This window comes from Rhizobium sp. WYCCWR 11146 (assembly GCF_013591995.1).
Taxonomy (GTDB): domain Bacteria; phylum Pseudomonadota; class Alphaproteobacteria; order Rhizobiales; family Rhizobiaceae; genus Rhizobium; species Rhizobium indicum.
This window is the reverse complement of the sequence record NZ_JACCEY010000013.1, coordinates 1-22,344: the sequence shown is the minus strand read 5'-3', so window position 1 is coordinate 22,344 and position 22,344 is coordinate 1. Positions and strand designations below refer to the sequence as shown.

Sequence of the window (22,344 nt, the reverse complement as noted above, 5' to 3'; positions counted from 1 at the left end):
TGCTCACCATCCTCAACGCCATCATCAGGGACGGACGACCATGGCAAAACGCTTGACAAACAAGACAGTCGCTCTCCCCGCTTGCGGGGCGAAGGGGATCTGCCGCGACCTCTCGTATGGCACGTCCCCTCTCCCTGTCAGAACGGGAGAGGGTTAGGGTGACGGGCAGATGATTTCGATACGGCGGATGGCAGCCATCATGAAACATTTCGATGTGTAAGCCGTTATGGCGCTTATGGCCGACGCTAAACTCAAACCGAAATCGGTCGACGGCACCGAACCGCACGGTGCCGGAAACTCGCCCCAAGAGACGGCATCGACTGTCGAGGTCATGCCGCCGCCAGATGCCATCGAGCCCGATCCGGAGTTGACGCCTGAGGAGGCCGAGCAGGCGCGCAAGCGGTATCTGCTCAAGCGTTTCTGGCTCAGCGCGCGCCGGTACTGGGGCCGCGGTGGCGATAAGTTCGCTTGGCCCTTCTCGATCGGGCTATTGGCGATGATCTGCATGAATGTCGGCTTCCAGTACGGAATCAATCTGTGGAACCGCGGGATCTTCGACGCCATAGAGCGACACGATGCCGGCACCGTCTATTTCCTGAGCGCCGTATTCGTGCCGCTCGTGCTCGGAACTGTCGCCATTGTCACGATACAAGTCGCCGTTCGCATGATGATTCAGCGCCGCTGGCGTTCCTGGCTGACAACAGCCGTCATTGCGCGCTGGCTCGCAAACGGCCGTTACTATCAGTTGAATCTCATCGGCGGCGACCACAAGAACCCCGAAGCGCGCATTTCCGAGGATTTGCGGATTGCCACCGAAGCACCCGTCGATTTCGTTGCCGGTGTCATTTCCGCATTTCTGGCGGCCTCGACTTTCATCGTGGTGCTCTGGACGATCGGCGGGGCCCTGACTCTGCCGATCGCAGGTTCGACCATCACCATTCCCGGCTTTCTCGTCATCACTGCGGTCCTCTACGCCGCGATCACCTCTACTTCGATGGCGGTCATCGGCCGCTATTTCGTCCACGTCTCCGAGGCCAAAAATCAAGCAGAAGCCGAGTTTCGCTACACGCTGACGCATGTCAGGGAAAACGGCGAGAGCATCGCGCTTCTCGGTGGCGAAGAGGAGGAGCGTAACGATCTCGATAAGACCTTCGCCAATGTGCTCAGGCAATGGGCGCTGCTTGCCCGCCAGCACATGCGCACGACGCTTGTGTCGCATGGGTCGATGCTGATTGCGCCAGTCGTCCCGGTCCTGCTTTGCGCACCAAAATTTCTCGAAGGCAGCATGACGCTTGGACAGGTTATGCAGGCCGCCTCTGCTTTTGCCATCGTTCAGGGCGCGTTCGGCTGGCTGGTCGACAACTATCCCCGTCTTGCCGATTGGAATGCCTGTGCACGGCGCATCGCCTCGCTGATGATGTCGCTTGACGGGCTGGAGCGCGCCGAACAGAGCGACTCGCTCGGGCGCATCAAGCATGGTGAAACCGAAGGCGAGGCGATGCTCAGCCTCAACGATCTCTCCGTGTCGCTTGACGATGGCACCGCCGTGGTCACGGAAACCCGGGTCGAGATCGAACCCGGCGAGCGGGTGCTTGTGTCCGGCGAATCCGGGTCCGGCAAGAGCACGCTGGTGCGGGCCATCTCAGGTCTCTGGCCTTGGGGTAGCGGTAGCGTCAATTTCCACGCCGACAGACAATTGTTCATGTTGCCGCAACGGTCCTATATCCCGTCCGGGACGCTTCGCCGCGCCGTCGCCTATCCCGGCGCCGCCGATAGCTGGCCGCTGGATGAGATCAAGTCGGCGCTCGACAAGGTGGGACTGGATTATCTGAACGACAAGATCGAGGAAGATGCGCCCTGGGACCAGACCTTGTCGGGCGGCGAAAAGCAGCGGCTCGCCTTTGCACGTCTCCTGCTGCACCAACCCGATATCATCGTGCTGGATGAAGCAACGGCAGCACTCGATGAGAAGAGCCAGGATAAGATGATGCAGATGGTGATCGATGAATTGCCGGAGGTCACCATCCTCAGCGTCGCGCATCGCGCTGAGCTGGAAGTCTTCCATAGCCGCAAGATCACGCTCGAGCGGCGCGAGGGCGGCGCAAAGCTTGTCAGCGATATCGATCTGATCAAGCGCAAGAGAAAACGGAACTTGCTGTCACGCGTTTTGGAGAAGCGCCGCTCCCCGCCGGAAGGCAGTACGACCTCGAATGAAGGCGGCACAGTCCCCGAATAGAAACTGTCGGTTTGGCCACAAAACCATCAATCACCTGACGAAGGCTCTGCGCTCGCAATTTGATCCAGATTGTCGATTAGCCGCGTCAGCAGATCTGCAAGTTGCTCCGCTTCCGCATCCGTGAACCCAGTCAATGCCTCTTTATTTCCTCGGAACAAGGCGGCAATCGCCTCCGGCATGCTGTGCTGCGCGGTTTTCGTCAGCACGATACGGCTGCTGCGACCGTCAGTCGGGTCGCGTGTCCGCTCGATCAAGCCATCCCTCTCCATGCGTGCGAGCATCTGTGCCATCGGCGGTTGCTCGATCCTGGCATAGCGGGCGAGGTCGCGTTGCGTGCTGGCCTTGCCGTTTTGCAGCGCGACCAGCACAGGCAACTGGCCGACACCGAAGCCGAGCGGTTTAAGGCGTGACTCGCTGAGGCGGGCAAAGCCACGCGCCGCAAGACTGATGAGATGCCCCGGCGTAGAAAGCACGTCGTCGTCCATTCGGCTCACCCCTTGCCTGCGCTTGACCACGAGATATATATGTACGTATGTATATTGGTGTGCGGCATGAGGCAAGGCAGTTTCGATGCCGCACAGCGAATGTATCAATCTCCATCGAGGAAACGACATGTCTCAAAACGACGTCGAAATGATCCAGCGCATCTATGCCAGCTTCAACGCCAGAGACATCGACGCTGTCCTTGCCGTGCTTTCCGATGATGTCGCCTGGGCCAACGGCATGGATGGCGGCCACGTTCATGGCCGTGCAGCCGTGCGCGACTATTGGACACGGCAGTGGGCCGTCGTCAGTCCGCACGTCGAGCCGGTCGCATTCGAGGAAACGCAAGATGGAGCCATAGCTGCCGAGGTGATCCAGTCTGTCTTCGACCTCGATGGCCGGCCGCTGGAAGGGCAAAGCCATGGCCTGAAGGACAAGACCGTGACGCATATCTTCCGCATGGACGGCGACAAGATCGTCCGCTTCGATATCCAGGATGCGCTGTAAGCCCAGCATGCTTTGTAAGCTTGCACTCACTATGCGGGGATGACCGCTCCTGTTGCGACGTGCCATTGTCAGACCCGCCTTTCGGCCGTCGGGGGCCTGGCTTGTGCGTTCAATTCGCGCTTAGCCGGCGGTATCGGTTCAGAGCCTGCGCGCTTCCAGACGCCGCTTGTCGCGCTCGACATAGTTGGAGCCCAGCTCTGTCAGACGGAATTGCCGTTTCTGAAATTCCCCGCGGATCAAGATGAAGCCTTGCTCTTCGGCTTCGCTCAATGTCTTCAGGCTGGTGCCTTTAGGGGGAGACTGCCAAGCCATGCCATCGGCGCTGTGCAGCAAGACCATGATCTTTATAATTTTGTCTCTCCATGGCTGGTGCATACAGCCGGGCTGCATCGCTTCAGCATTCCGCTGGTTCCGCATTCTCGATTTGGCGCCATCCAGGAAAAGCCCATTGATTTAAAAGGATTATTTTTGGCCAATCCGGAGTTTCGCAAAAGCCATTGTATAAAAGCTCCAATAGTCTTGGTCAATTCAATCACTCCGTCCCAACAAGTTTGGTCATGCCTGGCGATTGGCCCGATGGCGCTTATTTGCATTGAATCCCGACATCAGCGGCGCATAGTGTCGACGTTCCCGGCTTTGCCGGTTGAACGGATGGGGGAGCCGGTGCATGTCAGCAAATCTCGACGATATCCGTAACCAGCAATGTGAGACCTGGGACAAGTTTTCCGCCGGCTGGAAGAAATGGGACAGCTTGGTTCTCAGCTGGCTCGCCCCGTTTGGTGACGCCATGCTCCGGCGCGCAAACCTCTCCAACGGCTTTAGCGTGCTTGACATAGCCGCCGGCACTGGCGAACCCGGCCTGACGGCGGCGGCAGCAATCCCCGAGGGTCATGTCGTCGTCACCGATCTCTCGGAAAATATGCTGACTGCTGCCGCCGAAAATGCGGCCAGACGTGGCCTCAAAAACTTCGAAACTCGCCTATGCGATGCGGGAGCGTTGCCTTTTGCCGATGCCAGTTTCGACGCCGTTCTGTGCCGGTTCGGGTTTATGTTCTTCCCTGATATCGCCGCCGCCGCCAGGGAGATGGCACGCGTGGCAAAGCCCGGTGTGCGCGTCTGCGCCGCAGTCTGGAGCACTCCTGCCAAAAATTCATGGGCGACCACGATCATGGGCACGATCGCCCGCCACGTGGAAATGCCCTCGCCACCACCCGGCTCTCCGGGCCTGTTCCGCTGTGCTGGAGAAGGCATGATGGTCGAGACCTTCAGAGAGGCGGGCCTTCTCGATGTCGCCGTGGAAGAGGTGTCGGCGATGATGGTGCACGATACCCCGGCGCGCTACTGGGACTTCATGACTGAGGTCGCCGCGCCTGTCGTCGCCGGACTATCCAGGGCAGATGCGGCAACACGGGAGAAAATCCGCGGCGAGGTCCTGGAGCTAGCTCTCCAATCCGTCAGCGATGGCAAGGTTCGCCTTCGCTCAACGGCAACGGTAGTCACAGGCACGCGATAGCCTCAGAATCTCGTCGACAACGACCGTCAGCGGAAGTGTGGCGTCGATGACGACGCCACACTTTGGAATATCCGCTTTCGTTGCATGCAAGCGCACAATCAGCTCCCGTTCGGCAGGCCTTCCGCCAAACTCGTCTTCCGGTCTTAAGGCAAGCCGCCGGTTCAACGTGTCGAGATCGACGTCGAGAACGAAAACCCCGTCAAACACATCGATAAAGCGGGAGAGATTTCGAGAGCCGCCGCAGAAGAAGGAGGTCGCGTTGCGGTGATCGGCGATCACGGATTTGACTTTGTCGACATCCCAAATGTGATGCTCGTGCACCCATGTGACATTGTCCGTCAGGCTCTCATCGGCAAGCCCATCCAGCGGTTCGCCAGATTCGGGATCGCCGACATAAGACAATTCCCGGTCCCCGTGGATGACGTGGTAGCCGCGCCGCTGCAGTTCCTCCGCCACCGTGGTTTTGCCGGTGCCGGAAACGCCTTCGATCAAATAGTTTTTGACGCCCATTTTCGCTCTCGTTGATCCGTTCCATCACGCGGCGCATTCCGGCCGGAGGCAGATCTTCCGCTATCGGCGCGAGGGGCTGCTCTCCTCAGACCCTGCGTCTCGCAACATGATCCCGTATTGCCGCAGCACTTTCCAAGGGCGACATGAAGGTCACATCCAACGTCAGAGCGTGTTGGTGCGGGATATCTAGAACCATAGCCTCTTGGCTTCGATGTCTTGAGGTCTCTACGTCGGTGGTTTTCAAGTGGTCGCGCCGTGCGGGGGACGAAACGCGACGCGCCAATTCTTCTTCGGCACACAGCAATCGCACCGGCACGAAGACCGCGGCGCGCCGTCCGGCGGCGTCGACGAACTGTTGGTACGTCCGCGTGCTCCGCTCATCGCCTTCGACACCGGCATGGGTGAAGATGAAATTCGCCGACGGGCCGCTATAGGCGGTGATTGCATCCAGGACGGCCTGCCGGACTCTTGCCGTGTATTCCCAGACACCCTTAGGCAGCGGAGCGGTCTGATCCTCGTCGAGGAGTCGCAATATCGGGTTGTTGAACCAGTGATTATCAACAATCTTTGCTGATATAAGCGAACCGAGTTCTTTGGCGATCGTCAGCTTGCCCACGCCCGGAAACCCCAAGAGCAACACGAAAACACTCATCGTCCGGCAACCCTCCCAGTGCCTGCGCTTCCATAGGCTGAACCGCTCTAATGCGAAGCCGCCTCGCTTGCCGCAGCCGGAGCTGTCCCCTCGCGCTTCTGGCTCGGCCCGACCGGGATCAGCCAGGTGGTGAAGAAGGTCAGCACCGCGACGACGACCACGCCCCAGAAGCTCCAGTGCAGGGCCGCATTGAAGATCGAGCGGATCGCAGGATCGGCGGCGAGCGCCGAGAGCCCGGTCGGCTGGTTCAGCACCTCGTGCAGGCCCGCCGCCGCCTCGCCGCTCGCATAATGGTTGATGCCGGCATTGAGGATGGCGCCGAGCACGGTGGCGCCGAGCGTATTGCCGAGACTGCGGGAAAAAGATGATCGAGGCAGTGGCGCTGCCGCGCATCGACCATTCGACGCTGTCCTGCACCAGCACGATGCTGGTGAGGCTGATGAGACCCATGCCGAAGCCCATGAAGAACGAGCCGGCGCCGGCAACGATCGGCGAGCTTTCCGGCGTCAGGAACAACAGGAAACAGGCGCCGAAAGGAAACATCAGGCTGCCGACGCGCAGAGTGCGGCGGATGCCGAAGGCCTTGTAGAGGCGGCTGGAGAGCATCACCGCCAAGGGCCAGCCGACGACGAGCATGGTGAGCGTGAACCCCGCGACAAGAGGCGAGCGGCCGAGCACGCCCTGCACATAGAGCGGCAGGATTGTCGAAAGCCCGATCAGCGCCATGCCGGCCAGCAGCGTCGCCGTATTGCTGGTCGCAATCAGCCTTCGGCTCCACAGCGGGATCGAGATGATCGGCTCCGGCGCCCGCTTCTCCTGGGCGAGAAAGAGGATGCCCGCGATCACGAAGACGGCGAAAAGCGAAATCAGGATCCAGGCGCTGGCATCGGTTTCCGTCAGCATGACGAGAAGTGCGACGATCGAGATCGAAAACAGCACTGATCCGAGGTAATCGATCTTTGCCTGCTTGTGCGCCACGTCCTCCTTGAGAAAGACCATGAAGGCGATGATCGAGATGACGCCGATCGGCAGGTTGATCCAGAAGATCCAGGCCCAGGAGATATTGTCGACGATGATGCCGCCGGCCAGCGGCCCGACGACGGCCGAGGTCGCCCAGACGGTCGCCATCGCGCCCTGCACGCGGCCGCGTTCCTCTAGCTTGAAGAGATCGCCGATGATCGTCATCGTCACCGGCTGGATGGCGCCGGCGCCGAGCCCCTGCAGCAGCCGGAACAGCACCAGCGACATCATCGACCAGGCAAGCCCGCAGAGCAAAGAGCCAACCAGGAAGATGAGGATGCCGCAGATCAGCACCGGCTTGCGCCCGAAAATGTCGGAAAGCTTGCCGTAGATGACCGTCGTCGTCGACTGCGCCAGCAGGAAGGCCGAAAATACCCAGCTGTAATAGGAAAAGCCGCCGAGCTCCCCGACGATGCGCGGCATCGCGGTCGCCACGATCGTCGCCTCGATCGCCACCATGAAGGTGGCGAGCATGATGGTGGCGACGATAAGCACGCGGTTCGAGCGTTGCGCTGTATTCGACATGACGATCCTCTTCGGGTGCTCCGCAGGTGCCGGAAATATCGGCAGGCTGGCGAGATGTGGGGCGATGCGCCGCTTGCGGAGTGATGCCGTCCTTTTACGACCTCAAGCCCGGCCGGTAAAGCAGGCCGCGACCGGTTTCTGACGGCAGCGGTTGTTTTCGCGTGATGTCGGCCAAGTGGCGGCCGAAAGCGAAGGCCCGGTGCCATTCCGCGCCGGGCCTTCGTTTCGTCAGAAGGAAGGCGAACAATCACCTCATCCTCATTGCGGGCATGCCTCGCCGAGCGAGCCCGTGTCCGCGCTTCCGCTGGTGCAACCCGGCGTCTGCTGCAGGTTGGGGTTGACTCCGCCGGGATTGATCGTGCTGCGACCGCTGTTGAGATTGACGCCGCCATTTCCGGTCGTGCTGCCGGTGGTGCCGGAATCGGTGCCGACAGACCCGGTGCCTGTTGCACCGCCGCCGACAGAACCAGTGCCGGCTGACCCGGCCCCGCCGGAGCCAGCGCCCGAACTCCCCACTCCGCCGATAACAGGCGCCACCGAAAGCCGCCCATTGGCATCCGCACCCCCGGCCGTCTGCGCCATGGCCGAACCGGAAAGACCGATCGAAAGCAACGATATCGCGATGAACTTGCAGGACATGATTTTCTCCATGCTTGTTGTCTCAAGGGGAGGAAACCGGCACGGGGGTGGCATTGTTCCTGTCGGGGTTGCGGTTTTCACGGTCGTTTGATCGGAACCGGGGAGGCCGGGTTCTAGGCCGTTATATTGGATAAGTTCCCGCGATGCTTGTTTTCTTTTCGGCGACTGTTCTCGTTGCCTTTCAATACTCAAGGTATCCATCTTTGCCGTTTCATCGATTCATTGCTGTTTGTCTTGCTCTGCTGGTTGTAACCTGCCCTTGGCCGCCGATCGATAACGGTCGATAACGGCTTTGCCGGATTGATATACAGGCAAGAAACAGGAAGCGGACGCCGCGTATTTACGTGGCAATTACGCGGTGATCGATACCGGAAATAGCGGGACAAACAGAGGCGCAGATGACGGACGAATACACAAGGAAAATGCTAGGCAATCTGGAAGCAGCCGTCCACTGCCAGACAGCGATACAGGTTAACATCCTTCGGCGCCTGCTGATGAATGGCATTCTCTCAAACCCAAGATGCCACTGAACTGCTGGACGATGCTCTTGCGGATCTGGAGAGACTGCAGACCCAGGCATATCCGCACGAACACTGGATTTATGAGCCTGCCAGAGGTCACGTCGAAGCAGCGCTTCCCAGCATTGGCGAGGGCACCGAGAGAACGTAGTGTGTGCGAACAATGTCCCTCCAGACTGGAGGAGAGCGATGATAGAGAACTTCAACGTACTCCCATGAACGATCAGTCAAAGATTGAGCATTTCATTGAGCGAATCGTGGCCGGCGCTTCACAAGCTCAGCTAGAAATCGAGTCCAAGGAACTCGACTTGAACAAAGTCGGCATACATGGTCGAACGCCGCTCATGGTCTCGGCAGCTGAAGGTTTGCTTGCAGCGGTTGAGACGCTAGTGCAGAACGGTGCATCAGTACACGCGATTGGTCGTGGTGAAACGACGGCACTGCACGAGGCATCTGCGAATGGCGAAGCAGCCGTTGCAAACTACCTACTATCCCTTGGCGCGGACGTAAACGCCGAGACGGCCGATGGCGTGACCCCGCTGATGTGCGCGGCCGCCCGCGGAAGCACCGAAGTTACAAAGCTATTGTTGGAGAACCATGCGGACCTGACAAAGACCGATCGCACTGGTGCAACCGCCGCCGATATTGCAGGCGAGAAGGGAGAGGCCGATGCCGCGGACCTGATCAACTCATACTTGTCGCGGGCGCGTGCATAGTCTTGTGAAAGCACACTTGCCGCAAAGGGACTTGAGGTTGCCCCGGGCAAGTTCGACTATTTGTTTGGTCGAGTCTCAACGAGGCGTCAGGAACTTGATATCATGTCATCCCCTTGCCTTTTTGACCCCAGCGCCTAGCACAAGAAGTGATTGGGCTCGCTGATTATGATGCGAGAGGAGTCGAAGTACTCAAAAACTTTCGCCATCTCGCCTCAACTTCGTCACCTCGCCAAGTTGTGAACAGGCGCCTATCGACCGTTAACAGGTGGATTAAAAGGGGAATTGAACACTTTATGAAAGTGAGATAGCGCTGCAAAATCAGCGATTTATCAGAAAAAATGGTGCCGCTTGCAGGACTCGAACCTGCGACCCCATCATTACGAATGATGTGCTCTACCACCTGAGCTAAAGCGGCCCCTCACGGCCGAAGCATGCGGCCTGCGATTTGCATGGCGCTGATACAGGCATTGATCGAAGATTTCAAGCACCCTGTCATGGCTTTGGCAAAAAAGAGGGGAGGGGCCAAGAAGGCGCGCCTCAGAGCGCCAGCCGGGCACGCGCCGCCCTGTATTCGGCCTCCAGCCTATCGACGAGATTTGCCACCGGTTCCACGGCCTTGATGGCGCTGATGCCCTGGCCGCTGCCCCATATGTCCTTCCAGGCCTTGGCACCGCCGACAGCCTGCTCGAAATCCATCTTCGAGACATCGGCAAGCGGCAGGTTGTCGGGGTCCATGCCGGCGGCGACGATCGAGGGCTTGAGATAATTGCCGTGCACGCCGGTGAAATAGTTGGAATAGACGATATCGCTGGCGGCCCCTTCGACGATGGCCTGCTTGTAGGCGTCTGCGGCGCGGGCTTCTTGCGTTGCGATGAAGGGCGAGCCGATATAGGCCATGTCGGCGCCCATCGCTTCGGCGGCGAGGATCGCGCCGCCGGTGGCGATCGCGCCGGCGAGCAGCAGCGGCCCGTCGAACCATTCGCGGATTTCCTGGATCAGCGCAAAGGGCGACAGCGTGCCGGCATGGCCGCCGGCGCCGGCAGCGACCGCGATCAGCCCGTCGGCGCCCTTGCGGATCGCCGAATGGGCGTGGCGGTTGTTGATAATGTCATGCAGCACGATGCCGCCATAGGAATGCACGGCGGCGTTGACCTCGGGCACGGCGCCGAGCGAGGAGATGACGATCGGCACCTTGTATTTGACGCAGAGCGAGAGGTCGTGCTCCAGCCGCTTGTTCGACATGTGGACGATCTGGTTGACGGCAAAGGGGGCGGCCGGCCGCTCCGGATGGGCGGCGTCGTGGCGGGCGAGCTCCTCGGTAATCTCGGCCAGCCATTCGTCGAGCTGGCTTTCCGGCCGGGCGTTCAGCGCCGGAAACGCCCCGACGATGCCCGCCTTGCATTGCGCCAGCGTCAGAGCCGGATGCGAGATGATGAACAGCGGCGAGCCGATGACCGGCAGTCTCAATCTGTCCTTGAGGATCGGGGGCAGGGCCATGGTTCACCACTTCCATTGACGTTTACGAAAACGTCAATCTCATAACAGAGATGAAAAGGCGATAAAAGAGCGGCTGCCATGCCTTCGTCGATTTCGGCCCGAATATATACGTCCGAGAAAGCTAATAGAATAAGGCCCGCAAGCGGTGAAACCTGCCGATATCTCCGCCGATCAACCGCAGCAGGGCCTGCAAGGCTTGCGGTTTGCCGCACTTGCCGCTACCGAATTTTGATGGAGAACGGCAGGGATTGCAGTCCGATGCCGAATTCAAGGTGAAGGACTGAATGTGAGCGGATTAGAAACGGCCATCAGAACAGCGCTCGAGAATTCCGATCGCGATAATCCGGAGGTTCGAGCGAGGATCTATCAGTCGGCCCGCCAGGCGCTGGAAGCCGGGCTGCGCAAGCAAGATATCACCGACACCGAGGTCGTCTCCCATCACCGCCACCGCTTGGAAAGCACCATTCACGCCATCGAAGGCGAGGAGCGCGACCGCCTTCACCCCCGCCAGAGGCCGCCTGAAGTGCCCGTGCCGCCGGTGGTGGAAATGCCGGCGCCGCCGGTTCACCAAGCCGAAGCCGATGCGGACGGCCCCGTCGTGTCAGGTGAGACCCGCGCGCCCGAGCCTATGCATCGCGGCGACGAGTCTAGCCTCGACGACGTGCATGCCGGCAGTGCCGACCATCTGGCTGCCGCCCCCGTCGGCGAAGAACGCCTTGCCCGCGGTCAGCGCGCCACCAATATGGATTTCCGCCCTGAGCGGGCAGCAGGCCGCCGCAAGCCTAGAAAATTCTTTTCGAGACTGCTCGTCTGGTGCGTGCTGCTGGCCTTCATCGGCATCGGCGCCTGGTGGGCGCATACGTCGGGCCTGCTGATGACGGCGGCCGAGCGCGACACCAGCGTTGCCAATCCGCCGGCAAGCACGCAGCCCGAGGATTTCACCGGCAATGACGATAGCGCCGGGAATGCGGGCTCTCACACCGATCAGCCGGTAACCATCGATCCGCAGAACAGTTTCTCGGCCGATTGGATCCCGCTGTTCAAGCCTGAGGACGCCGACAAGATCCAGAGCGGCCCGCGGGCGCGCACCGAAAAAATCGCCGAGAATGACGGCCCCGCCGTCCGGCTGATTTCCGAAAGCGGTGCGGCCGATGGCAATATCTCGATCAGCGTGCCGCCATCGGTGCTGCAGCAGCTGGCCGGCAAATCCTCGACGATCGCGCTGACGCTGCAATCCACCTCCGACGAGCCGACACAGATCACCGTCGAATGCAATTTCCAGACGCTCGGCAATTGCGCCCGCCATCGCTTCAATGTCACCCGGGAAAAGTCGGATGCGCTGCTGCAGGTGAAGTTCGACCGCTCGCTCGCGCCGAATTCGCCGGGCACGCTGACGATCAACAGCGATCTCGACGGCAAGGCGCGCGGCATCAATCTCTTCGCCATCCGCATCCTGCCGGGGCAGTAAGGCCGGTCCCGGTGGAGCCGGTGACCCCGGTCCCGGCAGAGCCGGTGACCCCGGGCCTGCCGCTCAGCCGACGCCTATTTCAGGAAAGCCCTATTTCAAAAAGCCAGGCCCTGAGCCGATGATTTCCTCGTCGACCGTGCCGAGCGCCTGTTTGTCCTTGCCGTCATAATCCATCTTGTTCAGCATGTGGCGGATGAGTTCGAGGCGCGCGCGCCGCTTGTCGTTGCCGTGGATCACCGTCCAGGGCGCGAAATCCGTATGGGTTTCCTTCAGCATCCGGTTGCGCTTGTCGCTGTAATCGTCCCATTTCGTCAGCGCCGCGATATCCATCGACGACAGCTTCCAGACTTTCAGCGGATCGTGCCGGCGGTCGTGGAAGCGTTTGAGCTGCATCTCGCGGCCGATATCGAGATAGAATTTGAAGAAGAAGATGCCCTCATGCGCGATGATCTTTTCAAGCTGCGGCGCCTGTTTGAGGAAATCCTCGTATTGCTGCGGCGTGCAGAAGCCCATGACCGGCTCGACGCCGGCGCGGTTGTACCAGGAGCGATCGAACAGCACGAATTCGCCGGCTGTCGGAAACTGCGCGACATAACGCTGGAAATACCATTGTCCCTGCTCGCGGTCGGTCGGCTTGGTCAGCGCTACCACCCGCGCAAGGCGTGGGTTCATATTCGCCGAGGAAGCCGAAATCGCGCCACCCTTGCCGGCAGCATCGCGCCCTTCGAACAGCGCCATCACCCGCTTGCCGGTCGCCTGCAGCCAGAACTGCACCTTGACGAGTTCGATCTGCAGCTTTTCCAGCTGCTCCAGATAGTCCTCTTCCTTGAGCTTCTTCTTGTGGGGAAAGTTGCCCGATTCCAGCGCGCGTTCGTCCACCCAGGTCGGTAGGGTGGGATCGTCGACATCGAAGATGCGCTTCTTCCCGCGGATCTCCAGCTCCACGGCCCTGTTTTCGACGTCCTCGTCCATATCAGCCTCCACGCCCGATCGCTTCTCTTCCCGCAAGCGAACATATTTACCGTTGAAAATCAAATCTCTCGGGGCGGCCGGTAATTTTTCGTGGGTTCGGCTGCGGCTTTTCGCTTGAGATGCGGCAGCCCGAAAACTTCTGTCATGAATTGCCGCTATCAGGCAGAGTTCAATATAAGAAAAACGAATCGACGCCGCGAGGGCACTTGCAAGACGAAACTCCGTGGAGAAAAAGCCTGCTGGCGCGCATAAGGCGCGAACGGCCGGTGCTGCTGGCGGCGATCCTCAGCGCGCTCGCCGCGCTTGCCGCCGGCATGAACAAGTGGGTTGTGCTTGGCCTGCTGCTTGTGATGATCCTCACCGCGCTTTTCAATGAGGCGCCGGTCATCGAGGCCGAACCCGCCCCGCCAGTGGAGATCAAGCCGGAGGCACCGCCAAGCCGCCTGCCGGAAGTTTCCGCCACACTTTCCGGCCTCGATATCCCCGTCATGCTGCTGTCGGACGATGCCTCGGTGCTCTTCCAGAACCGGGCTGCCGAAAAGGCCTTCGGCGAGGTGGCGTTCGGCGCCCATATATCGGCCCGCATGCGCTCGCCGGGTGTGCTCGATATGGTGCGCGAAACCATCGCCACCAACGCGCCGAACCAGATAGAGCATTCCGAGCGGCTACCCTCCGAGCGCGTCTATATCGTCCGCAGCGCCCCCATTGAATTCGCCGCCGATAACGGTCCGCATGAGCGCTATTTCATCCTGTCCTTCCGCGATATATCGGAGGTCCGCCGCATCGACCGCATGCGGTCGGATTTCGTCGCCAATGCCAGCCATGAGCTGCGCACGCCACTTGCCTCGCTGCGCGGCTTCATCGAGACCATCCAGGGGCCGGCGAAAAACGATCTGAAGGCGCAGGCGCGTTTCCTCAATATCATGCTCGATCAGGCGACGCGCATGAGCCGGCTGGTCGACGACCTGCTGTCGCTCTCCCGCCTGGAGCTGAAGTCGCACATCGCTCCCGATGAGAAGATCGACCTGGTGCCGCTGCTCGGTCATGTCAGGGATTCACTGGTACCGCTGGCCAGGGATGTCGGCGTCGACATCAACCTGCATCTGCCGGATGGCAAGGTCGAGGTGCTGGGCGACCGCGACGAACTTGTCCAGGTCTTCGAGAACCTGATGGAAAATGCCTGCAAATACGGCCAGGAGGGCGAGATCGTCGATGTCTGGCTGAAGAACGGCACCGGCCAACCGGTCGAGGTCAGCATCGTCGACAAGGGCCCGGGTATTCCGGCCGAACATGTGCCGCGCCTGACGGAGCGCTTCTATCGCGTCAGCATCGAGGACAGCCGCTCGAAAAAGGGCACCGGCCTCGGCCTTGCCATCGTCAAACACATCCTCACCCGCCACCGGGCGCGTCTGATCGTCAAGTCGGAAGTCGGCAAGGGCACCGATTTTACCGTCCGTTTTTGACGCGACAGGCAGCCTGAGGCGTTGTCCCCTCTCCCCGTTTTTACGGGGAGAGGGTTAGGGTGAGGGGCAAATCACACGGAACGACTCTCATGAGAGGTCCCAAGCCCAAAACCACCGCCCGAGCGCGATCGTTGCGTCAGTCGGATAATGATGCAGAAGACAGACTGTGGAATGAGCTGCGCGATCGGCGGCTCAACGGAAACAAGTTTGTCCGGCAATTGCCGATTGGTCCGTATTTTGCAGATTTCGCCTGCCGTGAACTGCGGCTGGTGATCGAAATCGACGGCAGCCAACATGCAGAAAGTCGACGAGACGGCATTCGGGATGTCTTCATGACCGGCGATGGCTGGTCGGTTGTACGCTTCTGGAATGTGGATGTGCTGACGGCACTGCCATCCGTGCTGGATACCATTCTAGCAATCTGCGACGGGCGATTGACCGAGCGTGTCGAGGTGGCGGATTTGCGGTTCTTTCCGGCGGCACGTGATTAGCGATGTTGTGCCGTGTGACGCGCCCCTCACCCTAACCCTCTCCCCGTAAAAGACGGGGAGAGGGGACGTGCCCTACGAGAGCGAGTGGGAACAGAGACGTTGCGGCATGTCCCCTTCGCCCCGCAAGCGGGGGTCCGAAGGACGGGTCGAGGCCCATGGCTCGACCCCGGTTGGTGCCGGCAAGCGGATGAGGGACAAATCACGCGGAACGACCTTGATGAAAGGATGCAAGCAGAGAACCGCCACCTCACCTACCCGTCTCCGATATGCAGCCGGTTTCTACAACGCAAGGTGGATTGCCGGCCAGAATTTGGCGTTCGCCGACATGATCAATCGGTCGATTTAAAATATATCATTATAAATCAATTACTTAAGCTGTCACAAATGTTTCATCGCTTTGACATAAAAGGACGGTGCTTACAGCGCTAAGAGAGTCTCGCCGATGAAAAAAGGCAATGCGAGGGCCTCTCTAAGGCCGCACTCACACAAGCCCAAATGCCGGGAGATTTACATGAACACCTTCAAGCTCACCGTTGCCGCGCTCGCTGCAACTGCTGCTTTCGCTGGCGCCGCCGTCGCCCGCGACCAGATTCAGGTCGCTGGTTCGTCCACCGTCCTGCCTTACGCAAAGATCGTTGCCGAGTCCTTCGGCGAAACCTTCACCAACTTCAAGACGCCGGTTGTTGAATCCGGCGGCACGGGCGCTGGTCTGAAGGAATTCTGCAAGGGCGTTGGCGAAGACACCATCGACATTGCGAACGCCTCGCGTCCGATCAACAAGAACGAAGCCGAAGCCTGCAAGGCTGCCGGCGTAACCGACATCCAGGAAGTCAAGATCGGCTACGACGGCATCGTCTTCGCAACCGACTCGTCCAACCCTGACGTTGCCTACGTTCCTGCAGACATCTACAAGGCCCTCGCAGCCCAGGTCGTCGTTGACGGCAAGCTCGTCGCCAACCCCTACAAGAAGTGGTCGGAAGTCAACCCGAAGCTTCCGGCTGTTGATATCGCTGCCTACATCCCGGGCGAAAAGCACGGCACCCGCGAAGTGTTCGAACTGAACGTTCTCGCTGCCGGCTGCAAGGCCGCTGGCGCACAGGAAGTCATCGCCAAGGAATTGGCCGACAAGGCTGCCCAGACGAAGGCCTGCGTCGCAGTCCGTAAGGACGGCGCTGCTGTCGACATCGACGGCGACTATCCGGAAACCCTGGCACGCATCGCCGCCAACAAGACCGGCGTCGGCGTATTCGGCCTTTCCTTCTACGAAAACAATGCCGACAAGCTCAAGGTTGCGACCATGAGCGGTATCGTTCCGTCCACCGAAACGATCTCCAACGGCACCTACCCGGTTTCCCGCCCGCTGTTCTTCTACGTCAAGAAGGCACATCTCGGCGCCGTTCCGGGCCTGAAGGAATACGTCAACTTCTTCGTATCCGACCAGATGATCGGCCCTGACAGCCCGCTCGTCGAATACGGCCTCGTTGCCGCTCCGGATGCCGAGCGCGAAGCGATCCGCAAGGACGTCGAAGCCGGTAAGTCCATGTAATGACTCTGCCGGCGCGGTGCCTTTTGGCCCGCGCCGGCATTGCCTTATGTCCCTGCGCGCCGGCGGTTCCGGAGCTGCAGGGTTGGAATTCCTTCTCCATGATTGGAAGCTGAAGGCAGGCTGATCAAGCTGCCGGGCTTTTTGGGGCTATGGGCCTGGGGACGTAACGAATGAGCACATCCATCATACTTTTGTGCCTTGTGGTGATCGGAGTCGCCGCCTATCTGGTCGCGCGCAACCGTGCCACGGCGCTTGCCGGAGGCCGGTCCTCCGCATTGCATTCACGGCCGGCCTATTACGGCGCCTATGCGGCGATCTGGGCAATTCTTCCCGCCTTGCTCGTCCTCTGCGTTTGGCTCTCCGTCAGCCCCGGCATCATCCAGTCCTCGGTTCGCGGCGCTTTCCCCGAGGACATCAGGGCTCAAGCCCCGGTCGAGCAGGACCTCGGCTATTCGACGGTGGCAACAGTTGCCCGCGGCCTGACGATGCTGACCTCGGATGAAGCTGCCGCGGTCGCCAACGATCCGGCTGCCTTGCAGGCCAAGCTCCTCGAAAAGGGTGTGCCGCTTGCCAGCCAGCCGCTGCCTTACATGCTCGACGCCGCCAAAAAGCTCAACGCCATGAGCATGACGAGCCGCATCGCCATGACGGCGATCGTCTTCGCTCTCGCCGTTGCTGGCGCCTTCTACGCACTGCGCTCCATCGCGCCGCGCTTCCGCGCCCGCAACCGGGTCGAGCGCGTCATGCTCTGGGGCCTGCTGCTTGCCTCCTCGATCGCTATTCTGACGACGATCGGCATCGTCTTCTCCATGCTGTCGGAAGCCGCCCGCTTCTTCGCGGCCGTTCCCGCCATGGACTTCTTCTTCGGCACCGTCTGGGATCCGCGCTTTGCCGGCGCCGGCAGCTCGTCCTTCGGTCAGTTCGGCCTGATCCCGCTGCTGCTCGGCACGATCTATATCGGCCTGGTCGCCATGCTGGTCGCCGTGCCGGTCGGCCTCTTCGCCGCCATCTACATGGCCGAATACGCCTCGCCGAAGGTGCGTGGGGTCGCCAAGCCGCTCCTCGAAGTGCTCGCCGGTATTCCGACGATCGTCTACGGGTTCTTCGCGCTCGTCACCGTCGGCCCGTTCCTGCGCGACTTTTCCGCCCAGGTCAGCGGCCTCCTCTCCGGCAACTACAGCAACTTCATCCAGGCGCAGAGCGTTCTGACGGCCGGCATCGTCATGGGCATCATGCTGATCCCCTACGTGTCCTCGCTGTCGGACGATATCATCACCGCCGTGCCGGGGTCACTGCGTGACGGTTCGCTCGGTCTTGGCGCCACACGCTCCGAAACCATCAAGAAAGTGGTCTTGCCCGCAGCCCTTCCCGGCATCGTCGGCGCATTGCTGATGACCGCCTCGCGCGCCATCGGCGAAACCATGATCGTCGTGCTGGCCGCCGGTGTGGCTGCCCGCATCCAGATCAACCCCTTCGAGCCGATGACGACGGTGACCGTCAAGATCGTCAACCAGCTGACCGGCGACCTTGAGTTCACCTCGCCGCAGACGCTGGTTGCCTTTGCCCTTGGCATCACCCTGTTCTGCATCACGCTTTGCCTCAATATCTATGCGCTCTACATCGTGCGCAAATACCGGGAGCAGTACGAATGACGGATATTGTTTCTCCCACATCAGGCGTCACCGTTTCCAAGGCGCCAGCGCGCCGCGATATCGGCATCAAGCGTCGCTATGCCGCCGAGCGCCGGTTCCAGGCCTATGGCATCGCCGCCATCACCTTCGGCCTCGTCTTCCTCTTCATCCTGCTGTGGACGGTGATCGGCAAAGGCTATACCGCCTTCCAGCAGACGGCGGTCACCCTGCCGATCGAATTCTCCGAGAAGACGATCGACCCGAACAACAAGCGTGCGACCGACCCTTCGGTGCTGATCGCCGCCAACTACCCGGTTCTCCTGCGCGACGCGATCGTCAAGCAGCTGAACGTCAATGCTTCGAGCCGTCCCGACGTGCGCGATGCATCCGCCATGCTGTCCAAGGGTGCGCCGATCCAGCTGCGCGATATGGTGATGGCCGATCCGTCGATCATCGGCAAGACGGTCAATGTCACGGTGCTTGCCGACGCCAATGTCGACAGCGCCAACAAGGGCCAGATCGATCTCTCGGTCGATGAGAAGAACCGCAAGGTCAACGACAAGCAGGTCGGCTGGATGAACGAACTGAAGGCGAGCGGCGCTCTCCACAAGCAGTTCAACACCGGCCTCTTCGTCAACGGCAATTCCAGCCGTCCGGAAGCCGCAGGCCTTGGCGTCGCCCTGATCGGCTCGCTCTACCTGATGCTGATCGTGCTCGTGCTTGCCCTGCCGATCGGCGTCGCCGCCTCGATCTATCTCGAGGAGTTCGCGCCGAAGAACAAGCTGACGGACCTGATCGAGGTCAACATCAACAACCTCGCCGCGGTCCCTTCGATCGTCTATGGTCTGCTCGGTCTTTCCGTCTTCATCAACTTCATCGGCCTGCCGCGCTCGGCTTCGCTGGTCGGTGGCCTGGTGCTGACGCTGATGACCCTGCCGACGATCATCATCGCCACGCGCGCGGCACTGCGCGCCGTGCCGCCGTCGATCCGCGCCGCAGCGCTCGGCCTTGGCGCTTCGAAGATGCAGATGGTGTTCCACCATGTGCTGCCACTCGCCATGCCGGGCATCCTGACCGGCACGATCATCGGCCTGGCGCACGCGCTCGGCGAAACCGCGCCGCTGCTCTTGATCGGCATGGTCGCCTTCGTCGCCAATGCGCCGACGACACCGCTCGATCCCTCGACGGCTCTGCCCGTACAGGTCTATATGTGGGCCAATGAGGCAGAACGTGCCTTCGTTGAGCGTACTTCGGGTGCCATCATCGTCCTGCTCCTGTTCCTGATCGTCATGAACATGGGCGCCATCCTCTTGCGTCGTCGCTTCGAGCGCCGCTGGTAAACGGAGTTACACATCATGAACATGTTGACGGAAGCTGCAGTTGAAAAGGCGCTGGATCACAAGATGAGCAACGTCCCGTATAAGATGATCGGAAAGGATGTCTCGGTTTACTACGGCGAGAAGCGCGCGCTTTTCGATGTGAACCTGAACGTCCGCGAAAACACCGTAACCGCCCTGATCGGCCCGTCCGGCTGCGGCAAGTCGACCTTCCTGCGGTGCCTCAACCGCATGAACGACACGATCGACGGCTGCCGCGTCACCGGCAAGATCACCCTCGACACCGACGATGTCTATGATCCCGATATCGACGTCGTCGAACTTCGTGCCCGCGTCGGCATGGTTTTCCAGAAGCCGAACCCGTTCCCGAAGACGATCTACGAGAACGTCTCCTACGGCCCGCGCATCCATGGCCTTGCCAAGTCGAAGGCCGATCTCGACCAGATCGTCGAGACCAGCCTGCAGCGCGCCGGCCTCTGGAACGAGGTCAAGGACCGCGTGCATGAATCCGGCACCGGCCTGTCCGGCGGCCAGCAGCAGCGCCTCTGCATTGCGCGTGCCGTCGCCGTCAGCCCGGAAGTCATCCTGATGGACGAACCCTGCTCGGCGCTCGACCCGATCGCCACCGCCAAGGTCGAGGAGCTGATCCACGAGCTGCGCGAGAACTATACGATCGTCATCGTCACCCACTCCATGCAGCAGGCCGCGCGCGTCTCGCAGCGCACCGCCATGTTCCACCTCGGCAACCTCGTCGAGGAGAACGACACCGACAAGATGTTCACCAATCCCGACGATCCGCGTACCCAGGACTACATCATGGGTCGCTTCGGTTGATTTTGGCGACACCAAGCCTTCCCGTTATTCGAGGATAAAGCCCCATGGCATCGACACATATTTTTTCTGCCTACGATGATGATCTGAAGTTCCTGTCCAGGCGGATTTCCGAAATGGGCGGCCTGGCCGAGCAGATGGTCGGTGAATCCGTGCGCGCCCTCGTCAACGGCGATACGGCGCTGGCGCAGAAGGTCATCTCGGACGATGTGATCCTCGATCACGCCGAACGCGAAATCGGCGACAAGGCGATCGTCACGATCGCCCGCCGTCAGCCGATGGCCTCGGACCTGCGTGAAATCATGGGTTCGATCCGCATCGCCGCCGATCTCGAACGCGTCGGCGACCTCGGCAAGAACACCGCCAAGCGCGTCATCGCCGTCCAAAGCACCGGCGTTCCCCGCAAGCTTGCCCGCGGCCTCGAGCATCTGTCCGAGCTGGCGCTCGTCCAGCTCAAGGAAGTGCTCGATGTCTACACCAATCGTTCAGCCGACAAGGCGAATGCGATCCGTGAACGCGACAACGAGATCGACGCGATGTACACCTCGCTGTTCCGCGAACTCCTGACCTACATGATGGAAGATCCGCGCAACATCACCAGCTGCACGCATCTTCTCTTCTGCGCCAAGAATATCGAGCGCATCGGCGACCATGCCACCAACATCGCCGAGACGATCTTTTACATGGCGACAGGCGCGCAGCCGGAAGGCGATCGTCCGAAGGATGACAGCGCCAACACCGTCGGCGCGGTCACCGAATAACGCCCGCACAGTCAATTGCGTGCGCGCCCGTCCGGGCGCGCAAAGAGGTCGCAGCCAATTTTTGAATTTGCGCAGGATGCATTGCTTAAATCACCCTGGTTTAAGGATCATGCGCGAGGAGACCGACACGCATGATCCCGAGAGTTGCAGTTGTTGAAGACGAGGAAGCCCTCAGCGTGCTTCTTCGCTACAATCTCGAAGCGGAAGGCTTCGAGGTCGATACCATCCTTCGTGGCGACGAAGCCGAAATGAGGCTTCAGGAGCGCACGCCCGATCTTCTCATCCTTGATTGGATGCTGCCCGGCGTCTCCGGCATCGAGCTCTGCCGGCGTCTGCGCATGCGGCCGGAAACCGAGCGCCTGCCGATCATCATGCTGACGGCGCGCGGCGAGGAGAGCGAGCGTGTCCGCGGATTGTCGACGGGCGCCGACGATTATGTCGTCAAGCCCTTCTCGACCCCCGAGCTCGTTGCCCGCGTCAAGGCGATGCTGCGCCGCGCCCGTCCCGAGGTGCTGTCGACGGTGCTGAAATGCGGCGATATCGAGCTCGACCGCGAGACCCATCGCGTCCATCGCAAGACCCGCGAAGTCCGCCTCGGCCCCACCGAATTCCGCCTGCTGGAATTCCTGATGTCGTCGCCGGGCCGGGTCTTCTCCCGCTCGCAGCTGTTGGATGGCGTCTGGGGCCACGATATCTATGTCGACGAGCGTACCGTCGACGTCCATGTCGGCCGCCTGCGCAAGGCGCTGAATTTCTCCAACATGCAGGACGTCATCCGCACCGTCCGCGGCGCCGGTTATTCGATGGAAGCCTGAGGGCTTTCGTTCTGGTTGCTGACGAAGTCGCTCGTGCGAATGTCCGCCCCTCACCCTAACCCTCTCCCCGTAAACGGGGCGAGGGGACGTGCCCTGCGAAAGGTTGGTGGGGACGGAGAGGGTGCGGCATATCCCTTCGCCCCGTTTACGGGGAGAGCGACTGTCTTGTTTGTCAAGCGTTTTGCCATGGTCGTCCGTCCCTGATGATGGCGT

20 protein-coding genes, 1 tRNA gene and 1 pseudogene are annotated in these 22,344 nt (G+C 60.7%); 13 read left to right on the top strand and 9 right to left on the bottom strand.

All coding sequences use genetic code 11. The features are described 5' to 3' along the window. The first annotated feature begins 235 nt into the window (after positions 1-235). Positions 236-2,236, top strand: a complete 2,001-nt coding sequence (locus tag HX899_RS08470) for an ABC transporter ATP-binding protein/permease (protein ID WP_181292221.1) — start codon at positions 236-238, stop codon at positions 2,234-2,236. Between the two features lie 26 nt (positions 2,237-2,262). On the opposite strand, the gene HX899_RS08465 is transcribed toward HX899_RS08470, so the two are convergent. Next, positions 2,263-2,721, bottom strand: a complete 459-nt coding sequence (locus HX899_RS08465) for a MarR family winged helix-turn-helix transcriptional regulator (protein WP_171599769.1) — start codon at positions 2,719-2,721, stop codon at positions 2,263-2,265. A gap of 127 nt (positions 2,722-2,848) precedes the next feature. On the opposite strand from HX899_RS08465, the gene HX899_RS08460 reads away from it, so the two are divergent. After that, positions 2,849-3,226 (top strand): nuclear transport factor 2 family protein, encoded by a 378-nt coding sequence (locus tag HX899_RS08460; protein ID WP_171599768.1) that lies wholly within the window; start codon positions 2,849-2,851, stop codon positions 3,224-3,226. 138 nt (positions 3,227-3,364) lie between these two features. Here the strand turns inward: HX899_RS08460 and HX899_RS35565 are convergent, their stop codons facing one another. Further along, the gene (locus tag HX899_RS35565; protein WP_348647909.1) at positions 3,365-3,616 is read right to left on the bottom strand and encodes a hypothetical protein; all 252 of its coding nucleotides are present in this window, start codon (positions 3,614-3,616) and stop codon (positions 3,365-3,367) included. A gap of 277 nt (positions 3,617-3,893) precedes the next feature. Between HX899_RS35565 and HX899_RS08450 the strand changes: the two genes are divergently transcribed. Next, the gene (locus tag HX899_RS08450) at positions 3,894-4,739 is read left to right on the top strand and encodes a class I SAM-dependent methyltransferase (protein WP_181292220.1); all 846 of its coding nucleotides are present in this window, start codon (positions 3,894-3,896) and stop codon (positions 4,737-4,739) included. Here HX899_RS08450 and HX899_RS08445 read toward each other — a convergent pair. The 4 genes and pseudogenes from HX899_RS08445 to HX899_RS08430 all read right to left on the bottom strand — a co-directional run bounded on the left by HX899_RS08445 (position 4,707) and on the right by HX899_RS08430 (position 8,085). Then, positions 4,707-5,249: an AAA family ATPase gene (locus HX899_RS08445; RefSeq protein ID WP_138388223.1), complete on the bottom strand. Its 543-nt coding sequence runs from the start codon at positions 5,247-5,249 to the stop codon at positions 4,707-4,709. The genes HX899_RS08450 and HX899_RS08445 overlap by 33 nt on opposite strands. An 85-nt stretch (positions 5,250-5,334) precedes the next feature. Next, on the bottom strand, positions 5,335-5,901 hold the full coding sequence (locus tag HX899_RS08440) for a phosphotransferase-like protein (RefSeq protein ID WP_171599765.1): 567 nt from the start codon (positions 5,899-5,901) through the stop codon (positions 5,335-5,337). A 47-nt stretch (positions 5,902-5,948) separates the two neighbouring features. Further along, positions 5,949-7,446 (bottom strand): annotated as a pseudogene (locus HX899_RS08435) (MFS transporter). Positions 7,447-7,704: 258 nt separating this feature from the next. Then, a complete protein-coding gene (locus tag HX899_RS08430) occupies positions 7,705-8,085 on the bottom strand; it encodes a hypothetical protein (protein ID WP_138332408.1) in 381 nt (126 codons plus the stop codon). 733 nt (positions 8,086-8,818) lie between these two features. Between HX899_RS08430 and HX899_RS08425 the strand changes: the two genes are divergently transcribed. After that, complete coding sequence (locus tag HX899_RS08425) at positions 8,819-9,319, top strand: ankyrin repeat domain-containing protein (protein WP_181292219.1); 501 nt, start codon at positions 8,819-8,821, stop codon at positions 9,317-9,319. A 339-nt stretch (positions 9,320-9,658) separates the two neighbouring features. Here HX899_RS08425 and HX899_RS08420 read toward each other — a convergent pair. Then, positions 9,659-9,734, bottom strand: a tRNA-Thr gene (locus HX899_RS08420). 122 nt (positions 9,735-9,856) lie between these two features. Continuing rightward, entirely contained in the window at positions 9,857-10,816 is a 960-nt protein-coding gene (locus HX899_RS08415; protein ID WP_181292218.1) for a nitronate monooxygenase family protein, read from the bottom strand. Between the two features lie 286 nt (positions 10,817-11,102). On the opposite strand from HX899_RS08415, the gene HX899_RS08410 reads away from it, so the two are divergent. After that, positions 11,103-12,284 (top strand): regulator, encoded by a 1,182-nt coding sequence (locus HX899_RS08410; protein WP_181292217.1) that lies wholly within the window; start codon positions 11,103-11,105, stop codon positions 12,282-12,284. Between the two features lie 90 nt (positions 12,285-12,374). Here HX899_RS08410 and ppk2 read toward each other — a convergent pair whose 3' ends face one another. Next, positions 12,375-13,256 carry a polyphosphate kinase 2 gene (gene ppk2, locus HX899_RS08405; protein ID WP_181292216.1) on the bottom strand — a complete coding sequence of 294 codons (882 nt, stop codon included), beginning with the start codon at positions 13,254-13,256 and terminating at the stop codon, positions 12,375-12,377. Between the two features lie 239 nt (positions 13,257-13,495). On the opposite strand from ppk2, the gene phoR reads away from it, so the two are divergent. The 8 genes from phoR (at position 13,496) to phoB (ending at position 22,131) form a co-directional block, all read left to right on the top strand. Then, positions 13,496-14,719 (top strand): phosphate regulon sensor histidine kinase PhoR, encoded by a 1,224-nt coding sequence (phoR, locus tag HX899_RS08400; RefSeq protein ID WP_181292222.1) that lies wholly within the window; start codon positions 13,496-13,498, stop codon positions 14,717-14,719. Between the two features lie 89 nt (positions 14,720-14,808). Further along, positions 14,809-15,210: an endonuclease domain-containing protein gene (locus HX899_RS08395; RefSeq protein WP_181292215.1), complete on the top strand. Its 402-nt coding sequence runs from the start codon at positions 14,809-14,811 to the stop codon at positions 15,208-15,210. A 511-nt stretch (positions 15,211-15,721) separates the two neighbouring features. Beyond that, a complete protein-coding gene (locus HX899_RS08390) occupies positions 15,722-16,756 on the top strand; it encodes a substrate-binding domain-containing protein (protein WP_181292214.1) in 1,035 nt (344 codons plus the stop codon). 170 nt (positions 16,757-16,926) lie between these two features. Continuing rightward, positions 16,927-18,408 carry a phosphate ABC transporter permease subunit PstC gene (gene pstC / locus HX899_RS08385; RefSeq protein WP_029875431.1) on the top strand — a complete coding sequence of 494 codons (1,482 nt, stop codon included), beginning with the start codon at positions 16,927-16,929 and terminating at the stop codon, positions 18,406-18,408. Further along, positions 18,405-19,727, top strand: coding sequence for a phosphate ABC transporter permease PstA (gene pstA, locus HX899_RS08380; RefSeq protein WP_029875430.1), 1,323 nt, complete (start codon positions 18,405-18,407; stop codon positions 19,725-19,727). The genes pstC and pstA overlap by 4 nt, the downstream gene beginning before the upstream one ends. A 15-nt stretch (positions 19,728-19,742) precedes the next feature. Further along, positions 19,743-20,558, top strand: coding sequence for a phosphate ABC transporter ATP-binding protein PstB (gene pstB, locus HX899_RS08375; protein ID WP_003545178.1), 816 nt, complete (start codon positions 19,743-19,745; stop codon positions 20,556-20,558). Between the two features lie 44 nt (positions 20,559-20,602). Continuing rightward, positions 20,603-21,316, top strand: coding sequence for a phosphate signaling complex protein PhoU (phoU, locus tag HX899_RS08370; RefSeq protein ID WP_003545180.1), 714 nt, complete (start codon positions 20,603-20,605; stop codon positions 21,314-21,316). 131 nt (positions 21,317-21,447) lie between these two features. Then, on the top strand, positions 21,448-22,131 hold the full coding sequence (gene phoB / locus HX899_RS08365; RefSeq protein WP_003545181.1) for a phosphate regulon transcriptional regulator PhoB: 684 nt from the start codon (positions 21,448-21,450) through the stop codon (positions 22,129-22,131). Positions 22,132-22,344 lie beyond the last annotated feature (213 nt).